Origin of the sequence: Collinsella aerofaciens (assembly GCF_028209885.1) — a bacterium.
Taxonomy (GTDB): Bacteria; Actinomycetota; Coriobacteriia; order Coriobacteriales; family Coriobacteriaceae; genus Collinsella; species Collinsella aerofaciens_BA.
The window spans coordinates 1-13,364 of the sequence record NZ_JAQLEM010000010.1 but is presented as its reverse complement, the minus strand read 5'-3'; the positions used below and the strand labels follow the sequence as shown (position 1 = coordinate 13,364).

12 protein-coding genes are annotated in these 13,364 nt (G+C 57.7%); 3 read left to right on the top strand and 9 right to left on the bottom strand.

Going from position 1 to position 13,364, the window contains the following annotated elements; translation table 11 throughout:
- Positions 1-224: 224 nt before the first annotated feature.
- The 3 genes from PMX21_RS03875 to PMX21_RS03865 are packed head-to-tail and all read right to left on the bottom strand — an operon-like array spanning position 225 to position 2,495.
- The gene (locus PMX21_RS03875; RefSeq protein WP_271758150.1) at positions 225-989 is read right to left on the bottom strand and encodes an amino acid ABC transporter ATP-binding protein; all 765 of its coding nucleotides are present in this window, start codon (positions 987-989) and stop codon (positions 225-227) included.
- Complete coding sequence (locus PMX21_RS03870; protein WP_271758148.1) at positions 982-1,635, bottom strand: amino acid ABC transporter permease; 654 nt, start codon at positions 1,633-1,635, stop codon at positions 982-984. The genes PMX21_RS03875 and PMX21_RS03870 overlap by 8 nt, the downstream gene beginning before the upstream one ends.
- A complete protein-coding gene (locus tag PMX21_RS03865) occupies positions 1,635-2,495 on the bottom strand; it encodes a transporter substrate-binding domain-containing protein (RefSeq protein ID WP_271758146.1) in 861 nt (286 codons plus the stop codon). Before PMX21_RS03865 ends, PMX21_RS03870 begins: the two co-directional genes overlap by 1 nt.
- 349 nt (positions 2,496-2,844) lie before the next feature.
- Between PMX21_RS03865 and rlmD the strand changes: the two genes are divergently transcribed.
- Positions 2,845-4,293: a 23S rRNA (uracil(1939)-C(5))-methyltransferase RlmD gene (rlmD, locus tag PMX21_RS03860; protein ID WP_271758144.1), complete on the top strand. Its 1,449-nt coding sequence runs from the start codon at positions 2,845-2,847 to the stop codon at positions 4,291-4,293.
- 81 nt (positions 4,294-4,374) lie between these two features.
- Here the strand turns inward: rlmD and PMX21_RS03855 are convergent, their stop codons facing one another.
- The 5 genes from PMX21_RS03855 to tilS form a co-directional block, all read right to left on the bottom strand.
- Positions 4,375-5,196, bottom strand: coding sequence for a phosphatase (locus tag PMX21_RS03855; protein ID WP_055286222.1), 822 nt, complete (start codon positions 5,194-5,196; stop codon positions 4,375-4,377).
- Positions 5,197-5,361: 165 nt separating this feature from the next.
- Positions 5,362-6,546, bottom strand: a complete 1,185-nt coding sequence (locus tag PMX21_RS03850) for a pyridoxal phosphate-dependent aminotransferase (RefSeq protein WP_215693567.1) — start codon at positions 6,544-6,546, stop codon at positions 5,362-5,364.
- A gap of 189 nt (positions 6,547-6,735) precedes the next feature.
- Entirely contained in the window at positions 6,736-8,871 is a 2,136-nt protein-coding gene (gene ftsH, locus PMX21_RS03845; RefSeq protein ID WP_271758140.1) for an ATP-dependent zinc metalloprotease FtsH, read from the bottom strand.
- Position 8,872: 1 nt separating this feature from the next.
- Positions 8,873-9,421: a hypoxanthine phosphoribosyltransferase gene (gene hpt, locus PMX21_RS03840; RefSeq protein WP_271758138.1), complete on the bottom strand. Its 549-nt coding sequence runs from the start codon at positions 9,419-9,421 to the stop codon at positions 8,873-8,875.
- A 148-nt stretch (positions 9,422-9,569) separates the two neighbouring features.
- A complete protein-coding gene (gene tilS, locus PMX21_RS03835; RefSeq protein ID WP_271758136.1) occupies positions 9,570-11,108 on the bottom strand; it encodes a tRNA lysidine(34) synthetase TilS in 1,539 nt (512 codons plus the stop codon).
- 48 nt (positions 11,109-11,156) lie between these two features.
- Between tilS and PMX21_RS03830 the strand changes: the two genes are divergently transcribed.
- Entirely contained in the window at positions 11,157-11,966 is an 810-nt protein-coding gene (locus PMX21_RS03830) for an MBL fold metallo-hydrolase (RefSeq protein ID WP_271758134.1), read from the top strand.
- 82 nt (positions 11,967-12,048) lie between these two features.
- On the opposite strand, the gene PMX21_RS03825 is transcribed toward PMX21_RS03830, so the two are convergent.
- Positions 12,049-12,480: an Hsp20/alpha crystallin family protein gene (locus PMX21_RS03825; protein WP_271758132.1), complete on the bottom strand. Its 432-nt coding sequence runs from the start codon at positions 12,478-12,480 to the stop codon at positions 12,049-12,051.
- Positions 12,481-12,756: 276 nt separating this feature from the next.
- On the opposite strand from PMX21_RS03825, the gene PMX21_RS03820 reads away from it, so the two are divergent.
- Complete coding sequence (locus PMX21_RS03820; RefSeq protein WP_271758130.1) at positions 12,757-13,224, top strand: hypothetical protein; 468 nt, start codon at positions 12,757-12,759, stop codon at positions 13,222-13,224.
- The last annotated feature ends 140 nt before the right edge of the window (positions 13,225-13,364 follow it).

The following is a 13,364-nucleotide window of genomic DNA, read 5'->3' as shown; positions in this document are numbered from 1 at the left end:
GTCGGCAGTCGATCCGACTCACCCTCCAAATGTCCTATGCCACCACCCTACCCTTGCAGTCGCCTGTCCATGCAGACCTTTCGGCACGCGTATGGATACGGGCGGCGAGAGGAAGAAGAACGCATGCGGGGCGATTATTGGACCCCGCCGGTGCAAAAAACCGCCGCAGATCATAAGACCTGCGGCGGTTTCGCCTCAACAAACAGTTGAGTAAATAGCTGAGCCTATCCCTCGATACGGCTCAAGAACTCACGGGTGCGCTGCTCGCGCGGATGGTCGATGACCTGTTCGGCCGGACCCTCCTCGACAATGCGCCCGCCATCCATAAAGACCACGCGGTCGGCAACATCGCGGGCAAACTGCATCGCGTGCGTCACGATCACCATCGTCATATTCTGCGCGGCCAGATCCTTGATGACGCGCAGAACCTCGGCCGTCAGCTCGGGATCGAGTGCCGAGGTCGGCTCGTCAAAGAATAAGATTTCCGGATCGAGCGCCAGGGCGCGGGCAATACTCACGCGCTGTTGCTGACCGCCCGAAAGCTCACACGGAACCTTGTTCTCGTTGCCCGTAAGCCCCATCTGCGCGATCAACTCGCGCGCACGAGCTTCCGCCTGCTCGCGCGGGCGCTTAAGCACGCGGATCGGCGCATCGATGATGTTTTTCATCACGGTATAGTGCGGGAACAGGTTGTAATTTTGGAACACCAAGCCGAATCGCGAGCGTGCCCGCTTGGGCACATCGCCCTTCGCATAGACCGCGCCCGAACCCGCATCCGTCGCAACGGCAAGGTCACCAAACGAGAGCGAGCCTCCGTCGAGTGTCTCGAGCAGCGTGGCACACCGCAGCAGCGTGGACTTGCCGCCACCCGAAGGCCCGATAATCGCCACGACCTCGCCACGCTTTACCTCGAGCGAGATATCCTTGAGCACCTCATTGCCGCCAAACGCCTTACGTGCGTTTTCGATTTTCATCACTGAGTTAGTCATGATAATAGTCCAGCTTCTTTTCGGCGGCGCCCAGCAGCATCTCGACCACAAAGTTAAAGACCCAGTAGATCAACGCCGCAATCGCAAACGGCACCATGCTCACTTGCGAGGCGACCAGCGCCTTGGCCGTCGAGAACATCTCCCCCACGCCGATGGCAAACGCCAGCGACGTGTCCTTGACCAGCGTGATGATCTCGTTGCCCATCGCCGGCAGAATACGCTTGGCAACCTGCGGCATCACAATGCACAAAAACGTCTGCAGGCGCGAGTAGCCCAGCACCTCGGCGGCCTCGTATTGACCGCGCGGAATGGACTGCAGGCCCGAGCGATAGATCTCGGCAAAGTAACCGGCGTAGTTGATGATGAACGCTACGACGCACGCCGTCCACTTGGAATCGGGCGTGAGCGAAATGCCAAACACGTAGTACGGGGCAAAGTAGATGGCAAACATCTGCAGCATGAGCGGCGTACCGCGCATGACCGAGATATAGATGCGCGCAATCCAGCGAAGCGGCGCGATTTTGCTCATGCGCATAAACGCCACGGGGATTCCCAGCGGAATCGACCCCAGCAGCGTCAGCACAAACAGCTGCAAACTGACCAAGAATCCCTGGCCGAGCATCTGCATCATGACCTGAATAGACATTACTTGAGCACCCAATTATCGAAAGATAGACCATAGCTTGAATACTTGTCGCACAGGTCCTTGACCGTGCCGTCCTCATAGAGCGCCTTGAGCGACTCGGTCACGGCGGCGGCCGACTTGGTGTCGCCCTTCTTAAAGCCGACGGCGTAGTGCTCGCTGGACAGCGGCTCATCAAGCTGCGTATAGGCATCGGGCTTGGCGGCAAGCTGATACTGGGCAATCGAAAGGTCGCAAGCCACGGCATCGACCGCGCCGCTCTCGAGCTGCATAAAGGCCGTGTTGTACTCGCCGATCGTGTCGAGCGTGGCAAACGTCGCCGCCAGATCCTTCTGGTCACCCTCGAGCACATCCTGCGCAGCGGAATCGGTCTGCGTAATCACGGTCTTGCCGGCAAGATCGTCCCAGCCCTTGATGCCCGCATCCTTCTTTACCACCAGCACCTGCTCGTTGAGCATGTACGGCTCGGAGAACGTGTAGTCGTCCTCGCGACCCTCCATGGTAAAGCCGTTCCAGATGCAGTTGATGGCACCCGAGTTGAGCAGCGTATCCTTGGCATCCCAGTCGATGGCCTCGTATTTGACCTCCCAGCCCTGCTTATCGGCAACAGCCTTGGCCAGATCGAGATCAAAGCCGGTGTACTCGCCATCGTCGCCCACAAAGCCGTACGGAGGATAGGACTTATCAAAGCCCACCACGAGCTTCTTGGACTCCGCAGTGCCCTTCACGTCCTTGGCTGCAGCAGAACCGGCAGCAGAGCCCTTATCGGCACCGCCGCCACAACCAACCAGGCCAAGGCCTAGAACCGTGGCGAGCGAGCCGGCTAGACCAACAAACTGACGACGAGACATATCGGTGTTCATGGTATTCCCCCTTGATGGCACTTTAGTTAAGTAAAGTGAGTCGTGTAACGTCCAGAATCATACACTCTACCTTGATAAAGTACAAGGGAGAGGTTGCCCGGCGTGGGCGGGGAGCGGCGCGTAATTAAGTTTCCTGCTCTACAGTCCTGCGCAAGACGGAAAGCACATTAAGTGCTTTCCTTTGCGTGCGGAACTCGCGATAAACTTAATTACGCGCCGCTCCCCGCCCACGCCGGGCAAACATCGTTGGACTTATCGCTGACATGAAATGGGCGCTTGCATATCGTCTGCTAACTTGGCACGGTACAATGCTTTCAGATTTCAATTTGTAAATTAGTGGGGTTAATTCATGGCAGAATCTCGTGCGGAGCGTAAGGCTCGTCGTGCTTTGATCGAGGCGGCTGAGGGGTCAGAGGAGAAAAAAACTTCTCAGAAATCCAAGTCGTCTCAGGACGCGAAGGGTAAGTCGGCCAAGGGCAAGGCTAAGGCCAAGCGTCCCGGCTCTCGTCGGAGCGAGGATACGGCATCTCAGACTCGCTCCAAGCGCCCGTATAAGAATCCGGTTCCGTCTGCGCGCAAGGCCGTTGATCCCAAGTCTCCTTGTTCCATCATGAAAGCTTGCGGTGGGTGCACGGCGCTCAATCGTCCTTATAAGAAGCAGTTGGCGACCAAGCAGGCTGCTATGGAGGAGCTTTTTGCTACCCTTTGCGAGCGCGAGGGTATTAGCGTCGACCCCATTCGTGGTATGGGCGTCACCCTGGGCGACCCGGGTAAATATCCCGCGCCGCGTGGCTTTCGTCATAAGGCTGCCACTCCCTTTGCTCCCGGTAAGGAGGGTGCTGTCCGTTGCGGTTTCTTTGAGCGCGGCACGCACAAGATCGTTGCCGTACCCGAGTGTCCTGTCGAGGCACCGGGTGCCCGTCAGATTCTCAACGGCATCGCACGCGAAGCTGAGCGGCTGCATATTCCCGCCTTTAATGAGGACAAGCATCTTGGTTTACTTCGCTATGCCGTCGTCCGCTGCGGTTGGCGTACCGACCAGGTCATGGTCACGCTCGTGACCGCTCAGCGCGACTTGCCGCATGCGCAGGAGTTCTTTGAGGCTGTCGCCGCACTCAATCCGCACATCGTCACCGTCGCGCAAAACATCAACGGACGTCCCGGCAACGCCATCCTCGGCGAGGAAACCCGCATTGTATATGGCGCCGAGTGCATGCGCGACCAGCTGCTCGGCTGCGAGTTCGATATCTCCCCCACCGCGTTCTACCAGACCAACCCGCAGCAGACCGAGCTGCTCTATCAGCTCGCGATTGACGGCATGGACCTGCAGCAGGGCGACGTACTCATGGATGCCTATTGCGGTAGTGGAACTATCGGCCTGTGCGCAGCCAAAGCCGCCCAGGACAAGGGCGTCGGTATTATGCTGCTTGGCGTGGAGCGCAACCACGCCGGCATTGCCGACGCACGTCGTAATGCCGAGCTCAACGGCCTCACCCGCAGCGCTTGGTTTATGGCCGACGATGCCACCGACTACATCCTCGATGCCGCCGACAACAACGAACGCGTCGACGTCCTTTCCATCGACCCGCCGCGCGCCGGCTCCACCCCCGAGTTCCTCGAAGCTGCCTGCGCGCTTAAGCCGCGCCGCATCACCTATATCAGCTGCAACCCCGTGACTCAAGAGCGCGACCTGCACCAGCTCCTCGACGGAGGCTATCGCCTGCTCAAGATCACGCCAGTCGACATGTTCCCTCACACCGACCACACCGAAACCGTAGCGGTCCTCGAACGCCGCTAACCAACCTCAGTAGATTTTTGGGACAAGAAAGGGGGCGACCCGTCTGGGCCGCCCCCCCCTTCGCTTGGTTTATAAATTCCGCTACATCCCATTGCGCAGATCGCACACGCCGGCTGCCGCCATCTCGCGCAGCAGCGTCTCGCGATCGCGCGTCACGATCAGATCCAGCGGGAAGTGAATCTCGTCGAGCATCTTGCGAGCGTAATCGAGCTTACCAATCGCCATGCCAATGTGCGCATCGGTCGAAACGCCAATGCCCACGCCCAGCTCGGCGCAGCGCTCGGCAATCTTGCGGCATACGGCCCAATGCTCAGTGTCGACACCGTGTTCAAGACTATGGTTGTTGATCTCGATAATCTTGTGCTTGGCCTTAGCTGCCAACAGCACCTCGTCGATATCGAACGGCACGCCCGAACGCCCCGTGTGACCCAGCATGAACACCTTGGGGTGCTCCAGGGCATTGATATACATCTCGGTCGTCTGGGCCAGCGTCGCGCCCTCAGCAATCTGCGGATTATGCACGCTTGCAACCAAATAATCCAAATTACGCGTAACCAAATCGAACAGTGAATGCTGACGGCTGTACGAATCGCCGGCGATATCGAGCGTGACAGGAGTGTCCTCGCCAAACAGGCTTCCGTCCAGCGAAACGATATCGGCCTCGGCACCACGCAGCACCAGCACGCCGCTCCAAATGCGCGGCCAGATATCCTGGTTGATAAAGAACTGGTAACTGCGCAGGTCATTGGGGCAAGCCGTAACCATAGAGCTCAAATGGTCGGCAGATCCGAGCACCTGCAGACCACGCTCTGCCGCCCAGTACACATTCTCCTCAATGGTCGAATATGCATGCGCAGAGAACATCGTATGGGTATGAATGTCACAAGAAAGCAGGTAGGGCATCGGGTCTCCTTATCTGGCACGGCCGTCGCTTATATTCATTGTACGCATAGCCTTCGATAGTCGTAAAACCACTCCATCCCAAAGACACAACGTCCATGACAACGGGGTCCGGCTTAACACCAAACCCCGTTTCACGTAAAACATTGTAGGCAGAGCGCTCTACTTTTAACGATACTCGTCCGCCAACTGTTTCCAAGCGGGTAGCGAATTGACAATCGTTTCGTAGCTCACGCAATAGCCCAGGCGGAACCAACCCGGCATACCAAAGCTGTCCGAGGGAACCGCAAGCAACTCATACTTCTTTGCGCGCTCGCAAAACGCATTCGCATCGGGCTCGAGTGCCTTCACCCACAGGTAGAAAGCACCGTCCGGCTCAACATAGGTATAGCCGTAGTCCGTCAAAGCATCGGTGAGCGCCGTGCGGTTGCGGGCATAGGCCCCGACATCACTCGGCTCATCGATGCAATCGATGATCACGCGCTGGAAGAGTGCCGGTGCGCATACAAAACCCAGCGTACGGGCAGCGCCCGCAACAGCCGGCATCAGACGGGCAGCCTGCGGATTGGTGTTGGGAACCAAGATCCACCCCACGCGCTCACCCGGCAGCGACAGCGACTTGGAATACGAGTAGCACACGATGGTGTGCTCGTAGATCGAGGGCACCCAAGGCACCTCGGCACCGTACACGATCTCGCGGTACGGCTCATCCGAGATGAGCATAATCGGATTCTCGGGATCGCGCTGAGCGTTGGCCTCGCGCAGAACATTGGCCAGTCGCGTCAGCGTGTTGCGTGTATATACGGCACCAGTCGGATTGTTGGGCGAGTCGATGATGACGGCAGTCGTCTTATCGGTAATCGCCTTGAGCACGTTGTCCACGCTCAGCTGGAACGTATCTTCATCGGCGAGCGCCTCAACACACGTACAGCCGGCCTTCTCAATCCAAACACGATACTCCGGAAAGTACGGGGCGATAACAATAACCTCGTCGCCCGGGTTCGTAACGGCGTTGAGCGTGCAGGTGAGCGAAGCCGCGGCACCCACCGTCATAAAGACGTCCTTACCCTCATAGTTCGTTCCAAAGCGGCGGTTGAGCGATTCGGCGACGGCTGCTCGACATTGCGGCAGGCCCGGAGCGGGGGTGTAGCCATGCAACTGGTCACTCGGCAGCTCCAGGGCCTTCTTAATCGACTCAGCCACAGCAGCGGGCGCCGGAACGCTCGGATTGCCCAGCGAAAAATCGAATACGTTTTCCGCACCGATCTGCGCCTTGCGCTCAAGGCCATAGCTAAAAATCTCACGGATGATGGAGCTTTCCGCACCGCGAGCATACATAGTTTCGTTGATCATCTGTTCCCCTTTCGCATAGGCGCTATTGTACGCTTTAGCCGAGCAAAGTGCCGCAGCAATGTTGATTGGGGACAGACTTAAATGCGTGAAAACGCTCATTTAAGTCTGTCCCCAATCAACAGACGGCCCCATATCGCTCAAAAGAAAAAGCCTCCGCAGGTTTCCCCGCGGAGGCTTTCGCCACAAAGACTATTTGTCGGCGTCGGTGTCGGCATCGACGACGGCATGGTCATCGTCAGCATCATCGGATGCGGCTTCGGCATCCTCCTGCATGGCCGCCTGCGCAAAGGCCGCGGCATCAGCCGCCAGCTCCTCCTCGCTCATTCGAGGCACGCGCTTCTTGGTCGGCATGCCGGCCGCCTTGGCATTGCGCTCCTCCTTGGCCGCCAGGATATCGCCCTCGCGCTCAAGGTAGGCATTCCACTCGTTGTCGAGCAGGGCGTTCACGGCGTCGCCCTCGACGGTCTCGCGCTCAAGCAGCACCTTCGCCATCAGATCAAGCTGATCGCGACGGGCGTCCAGAATCTCGACCGCACGACGATGGGCCTCACGCATAATGCGCTGAACCTCGATATCGATGCGGCGCGCCGTCTCCTCGGAGTAATCCTGGTGATCGGCGTAATCGCGACCAAGGAACACCTGATGTTGCGCCTCGCCAAACACTTGCGTGCCCAGCTCCTCGCTCATGCCCAGGCGCGTGACCATCTCGCGCGCCATCTTGGTTGCGCGCTCCAGGTCATTACTCGCGCCCGACGTGATGTCGTCGCACATGAGTTCCTCGGCAACGCGACCGCCCAAGAACACGGCAAGCTCGTCGAGCATCTCGTTCTTGGTCTTGAGGAAGTGGTCCTCCTGCGGAAGCTGCAGCGTGTAGCCCAACGCCTGGCCGCGGCTGACGATCGAGATCTTGTGGACCGGATCGGAGTGCTCCAGGATGTGACCCACCAAAGCGTGGCCGCTCTCGTGGTAGGCAATCGTGGTGCGCTCGGCTTCGGTCATCACGCGACCCTTGCGCTGCGGTCCGGCAATCACGCGCTCCATCGATTCCTCGACCTCGTTCATCGAGATCACGGAACGATGGCGGCGGGCAGCCAGCAGCGCAGACTCGTTGAGCAGATTTGCCAGATCGGCGCCGGTGAAGCCAACGGTCATCTGGGCGAGCTTCTCAAACTTAACGTCCTCGTCCATCGGCTTGTTCTCGGCATGCACGCGCAAGATCTGCTCGCGGCCCTTCACATCCGGACGGTCGACCGTAACCTGACGGTCAAAACGACCGGGACGCAGCAATGCCGGATCCAGGATGTCAGGACGGTTGGTCGCAGCGATCAGGATGACCGACTCGCTCTCCTCAAAACCGTCCATCTCGACAAGCAGCTGGTTGAGCGTCTGCTCGCGCTCGTCGTGACCTCCGCCCAAGCCAGCTCCGCGCTGACGTCCCACGGCATCGATCTCATCGATGAAGATGATCGACGGGGCCTGGGACTTGGCCTCCTTAAAGAGGTCACGCACGCGGCTGGCGCCGACGCCCACGAACATCTCCACAAAGTCAGAGCCCGAGATGCTAAAGAATGGCACGCCCGCCTCGCCGGCAACGGCCTTGGCCAGCAGGGTCTTACCGGTACCCGGAGGGCCAACCAGCAACACGCCGCGCGGGATCTTGGCACCCAGCTTGCGATAGCGATCCGGATCGCTCAAAAAGTCACGGATCTCCTCGAGCTCCTCGACTGCTTCGTCCACGCCAGCGACATCCTCAAACTTGACCTTGGGACGCGTGGCCTCGTTGGTCTTGGCGTTGGTCTTGCCAAACTGCATGTTCCTGTTGTTGGCGCCCATCATCTGGCGCATAAAGTAGAACATGATGGCGATAAGGGCGATCGTCGGAAGCACGCTCATCGCCAGGTCGCCCCAAAAATCGGGATCATTGGTGTTGACGATGTACTTGGTATCGGGGTGCTCCGCCATAAGCTCGGCAAGCGAATCGGAGCCGACATAGGTCGAAGAGAAGCTCTTGAGCTCGCTCGTATCGCCCTTGTCCTTCTTCGTCTTCCAGTAATGACCCGTCACGCTTCCGTCTTGAACCGTATAGGTCAGATCTTCGACGCGATCCTGCTTGATGGCGCTCACCATCTCGCTCGTCGCGAGCTTTACGGTATTGCTGGAATTGGCAAAGCCGGAGCCCATGTTAAAGAAGGCGTAGCCCAGAAGCGCGCAAGCCAAAATAAAATACAGCCAGCCCGTACGCGTGGGCTTCTTGCCTCCGGGCATCCCCGGGATCTTAGGCTCCCGGGGAGTCTGGGAATTGTTATCGTTACGGTCGTCGGGCATCTTACGAATAAACCTCCGGTTTCAAAATGCCCAGATACGGAAGGTTACGATAGCGCTCGGCATAGTCGAGGCCGTAGCCCACCACAAAGGCATCGGGGCAATGGGTTCCAACATACTTGGGCGTGATGGCCGAGACGCGGTCCTCAACGTCCTTCCACAGGAAGGCAGCGACCTCCAGCGAAGCGGGCTTGCGGCTCTCGAGGTTCTTCATCAGGTACTTGAGGGTCAGGCCCGAGTCCAGAATGTCCTCGACGATCAGCACGTCGCGACCGCGGATGTCGATATCCAGGTCCTTAATGATACGCACGATACCCGAGGACTTCACACCGTCGCCATAGCTCGAAACAGCCATGAAATCGATGTTGGTCGACAGCTCGATCTTGCGCATCAGGTCGCCCATAAAGACAACAGCGCCGCGCAGAACCGCGATCAGCACCAGATCCTTACCCGCGTAGTCGCGCGTAATCTGCTCGCCTAGGCGAGAGACGATACCGTCGATATCCTCCTGCGTAAACAGAACCTTCTCGATATCCGGATGTTGAGAAGCCATGACAACCCTTTCTTGTGCTTAATCGCCCACACACCGCCGTATGGACGCGAACTACACATTCTAGCAGCGCACGGGGTATATTTTCCAGCCCGCGCACCATTAGCGCGGGAATACCGTCAACGTCGCACAGAACAGCTGGTGCGAGGGACTAATCCGCATCAACCACGCGAAGCAGATAGGCCACGCGCGTTGCGGCCGTGCATTTAAAACGCTCGTCCGCGCGAACTCCGGCGACCCATACCACGGCACCTCCCGGAGCCGTTCTCACCACAGGAACGCCTGCGCGCTCAGAAACGGGAATACGAGCCTCGTTCAGCAGGTCTGACACTTTCTTGCTTCGGCCGTTCATCCCCAACGGGCACATCACATCTCCCGGTGCAGGACCGTCCACCCACAGGCGCGCCAATCGCGCCTCGGCAGGGATCTCGCCACGCGAGCCCGCCAGGATCCGCTCACTATCGCTGTCGGCAAAACCCAGGGCAGCCGCGTCTACCAAAGCTGTCACTTCCCCGGCAGCCGCAAGCTCACGGGCGCGGCACACGATATCGCATCCCGGCTCAACGGCCATCGGCTCTGCGACCAGCACACGTCCCCCGCCCAACGGCAAACGACCGGGTACGGTAACCCAGTCCGCGACCAGGCCCTCGCGAGCCACCGGCGCCTTAAACGCCAGCATGCCAAACTCAATGCGTGCGTCAATCCCCGCCGGAAGCGTGACCGAGCCGGCGCCCTCGGCAACGCAGGAAAGGACTCGCTCCACATGTCGCATCTCTGGACGAGCGTCCGGATCGATGCGTTTAATCGCCAGTCTCACGATGCGCCGCGCGATTACCACCTCAGCCGCGGACAGTCGACGAGCGTCAAGGACCAGTGCACCCGCCGCCTCCTTACGCAGGCAGCTTCGGAACGCCTGTGCGGAAAGTTGGGAAAGAAAGGCGTCCTCATCGCCTAAGATCTCGCAGGCGGCGCCAATCGTCTTGCAGACGCTCGCGTTGCGCTGCGCCACCACCGGCATCACTCGATGGCGCACGTAGTTACGCAAGTACGACACGTCCTCGTTACTCTCGTCCTCTCGCCACGGCTGACCATGCACCTGTAGATAGCCCACGAGCTCATCATGAGTCAGGTCGAGCAAGGGACGCACCACGATATTCCTCCGGCGAGGAATGCTCGATAGACCAGCGGGCCCCGAGCCCTTAATCGCGTTCATCAAAAACGTTTCCGCGCGATCCGAAGACGTGTGCGCGGTGCAGATACGAGCCGCCGTTCGCGGTGCCCCCGTCTGGGCGCAGAGCTCGCGAACATACCTTCGCGCCGCGGCATAGCGCACCTCGCGGGCAGCCGCCTCGATATTGCCCGATTCATCATCAAAATAGGCATGCTCAACACACAGCGGTAGACCATATTGCGCGCAGAGCTCACGCACGAAGGCCTCGTCGCCATCGGATGCCTCGCCGCGCAGATGATGATTCACATGCAGCACATGCAGGCGCTCGCGAGCAATGGAGGCAACACCGCGTCCGTCTTGGATATCCAGCTTTGATGTGCACGCCATAAGAAGCAGTGCCGTCGAGTCCGCACCACCTGATACCATGAGCACGACAGGAGCAGCCTGCTGCCTCGTCCGGGTCTCATCGACTACCCCAGGCGCGGCATGGTGTCCGTAATGCTGAGATACCGTTGGCATTTGCTTCCTCCTCTATTCGTTCGCACCCATTGTATCCTTTGGAATCTTATGTCTCGTCTGCACCTTCATATCCTCGGCAGTGGCTCTAAAGGCAACTGCGCACTCATCGAGGGCCCGCAGGGGCTCATTATGGTCGATGACGGACTGTCTCGCCGCGAGACATTAAAGCGCATGGCAGAACTGGGGCTCTCGGCAGACAACGTCTCGGCTCTTCTCATTACTCATGAGCACAGCGATCACATCAAGGGTCTCGATGTCTGGTGCAAGCACTGGCACGGCCCCCTCTTTGCCAGCAGGGGCACACTTTCGAGCAAAGAAAATCTTTCGCATCTGCCTGTCGAGGAATTCGATCCCGGTGACACCCTATCCATTGCCGGCATCCACGTGCAAACCTACTCAACGTCACACGATGTCATCAATCCAGTCGGCTATCGATTCGACACCCTCAATGATTCCATCGGCTTTGCCACCGACACCGGAGAGCTATCGAGCCAAGCCATGAACACCCTCAAAGATTGTCGAGTCCTCGCGCTCGAAAGCAACCACGATGTGACCATGCTGCGCGAGGGAGAATATCCCCGCTTTCTTCAGGAGCGCATCCTGTCTGCAAGGGGACACCTCTCCAATAGCCAAGCCGCCGAAGCCGCGCGCGAACTTGTTACCGATCGCACCGAACAGCTCATTGCCATGCATATCAGCCAAGATAACAATCGTCCGAGCCTTACCGTCAAAAGCTATGCCAAAGCTCTGGCCGCAACCCTGGATGACGAGGTCGGCAGGTCCGCAACCCTTCTCCAAGGATCGCGAAAACTCTCGATACGCCCTGCGAGTCAGTATCAACCGGCAACCTTTCAATAGACTGTCCTAGACAGCAAAAGGGGCCGAGAATCGCTTCCCAGCCCCTTTTGCTGTCTTTTAATAGCGCAGAACACCAACGAAGTTAGTCGATGGAAATCTTCGTAACGTTCTTCTTCTCGACGATCTTGGGAACCGTAACGGTCAGGATGCCGTCAGCATACTTAGCAGAGAGACCCTCGCTCGAAGCGTCCTTCAGATATACGCCACGCGTCGCGCTGTACGAGCTGAACTCCTTCTGCAGGAAGTTCTTGCCCTCGTTCTTCTCGTTTTCCTCGACATTCACGCTAATGGACAGACGGCCCTCGTTAAGCTCGACATCGATATCGTCCTTGGCGACGCCGGTCAGATAAGCCTTGACCTCATAGCCATCGCCCTTATCCTCAACGTCAACGGGGAACGCCTTGGAAGCAATCGAGTTATTTGCAAGGTCGGTCATATCATCAAACAGATCGAACAACGAGCTAGCAGAAGGACGAACGCCAAAAACCGAACGATAAGGAACCATGCTTGCCATGTTTACCACTCCTTTTAAGGACTGCCGAGTCATCTTCTAGGTGACTGGGACTTCTTTTGACGTTCTTATATATGCCCACACAGTGCTTATATATACATCGACTATAAAGTTTTTTGAGTCAAGTACTATAAGTATATCTAAGTGTAATTGACTCAGGTTTTAGTAAGGTTAAGGTTCTTTGAACCAGAGCTTAAATAACAAGTATGTTCGCAGCTAAAATAACAAGGGGCTTACAATGAGCGCGTACACGTTGTTGGTAACGAGCTAAAGGGCATCATGGACGACCAAAACCAGAACAAAATGTTTATGCCGACGCAGGGGGAAGATACTTCCACGCAGCCGCCGCGGTTCCATCGCCCCCACATCTCGCAAGAGCCCATTAATGATCCGGAGCCCGAGTATGTGACGAGAAATCGATATCAAACACTCGAGGATGCCCAAACGGGACGTAAACATATGGGCGTCGCCTCGGGAGACCCTGTATATCTAAAAGACGCACCGTTATCTAAAAACAGCGCAGCTAGTGATAAGCCACTGAAAGCATCAGCCGCTCATCAACAAAGAGGTTCACGACCCAAGCAAACCTTGACGCATTCGGCTCGCTATCTCGAAACGCCAAAACAGGGAAAATCAATCTTCGTTTCGTCAAGTAAACGACGCAAGCAGCATCGACTGATAATCCTGCTTTTGATCATTGTGGCCATAGCAGTTGCCCTTGTTATTCGATTTATTTTCTTTAAATAAAAGCTCAATACCAAAAAGAATTAAATCGTCTGGCGTAAATGAGTCATTTATGCCCCGCAAACTCAAAAAAGGGGGAGGCCGCGAGGCCTCCCCCTTCTCAGTTCAAGCGTACGGCTCGGTGCCGTCCACCGGTCAGCGGC

Bases quoted from the DNA above. Each gene is read 5' to 3' on its own strand.
- PMX21_RS03850 (WP_215693567.1), bottom strand. From the start codon at position 6,546: ATGATCAACGAAACTATGTATGCTCGCGGTGCGGAAAGCTCCATCATC.
- PMX21_RS03830 (WP_271758134.1), top strand. From the start codon at position 11,157: ATGTCTCGTCTGCACCTTCATATCCTCGGCAGTGGCTCTAAAGGCAAC.
- PMX21_RS03825 (WP_271758132.1), bottom strand. From the start codon at position 12,480: ATGGCAAGCATGGTTCCTTATCGTTCGGTTTTTGGCGTTCGTCCTTCT.
- PMX21_RS03875 (WP_271758150.1), bottom strand. From the start codon at position 989: ATGACTAACTCAGTGATGAAAATCGAAAACGCACGTAAGGCGTTTGGC.
- rlmD (WP_271758144.1), top strand. From the start codon at position 2,845: ATGGCAGAATCTCGTGCGGAGCGTAAGGCTCGTCGTGCTTTGATCGAG.
- PMX21_RS03870 (WP_271758148.1), bottom strand. From the start codon at position 1,635: ATGTCTATTCAGGTCATGATGCAGATGCTCGGCCAGGGATTCTTGGTC.
- hpt (WP_271758138.1), bottom strand. From the start codon at position 9,421: ATGGCTTCTCAACATCCGGATATCGAGAAGGTTCTGTTTACGCAGGAG.
- PMX21_RS03865 (WP_271758146.1), bottom strand. From the start codon at position 2,495: ATGAACACCGATATGTCTCGTCGTCAGTTTGTTGGTCTAGCCGGCTCG.
- PMX21_RS03855 (WP_055286222.1), bottom strand. From the start codon at position 5,196: ATGCCCTACCTGCTTTCTTGTGACATTCATACCCATACGATGTTCTCT.
- PMX21_RS03820 (WP_271758130.1), top strand. From the start codon at position 12,757: ATGGACGACCAAAACCAGAACAAAATGTTTATGCCGACGCAGGGGGAA.
- tilS (WP_271758136.1), bottom strand. From the start codon at position 11,108: ATGCCAACGGTATCTCAGCATTACGGACACCATGCCGCGCCTGGGGTA.
- ftsH (WP_271758140.1), bottom strand. From the start codon at position 8,871: ATGCCCGACGACCGTAACGATAACAATTCCCAGACTCCCCGGGAGCCT.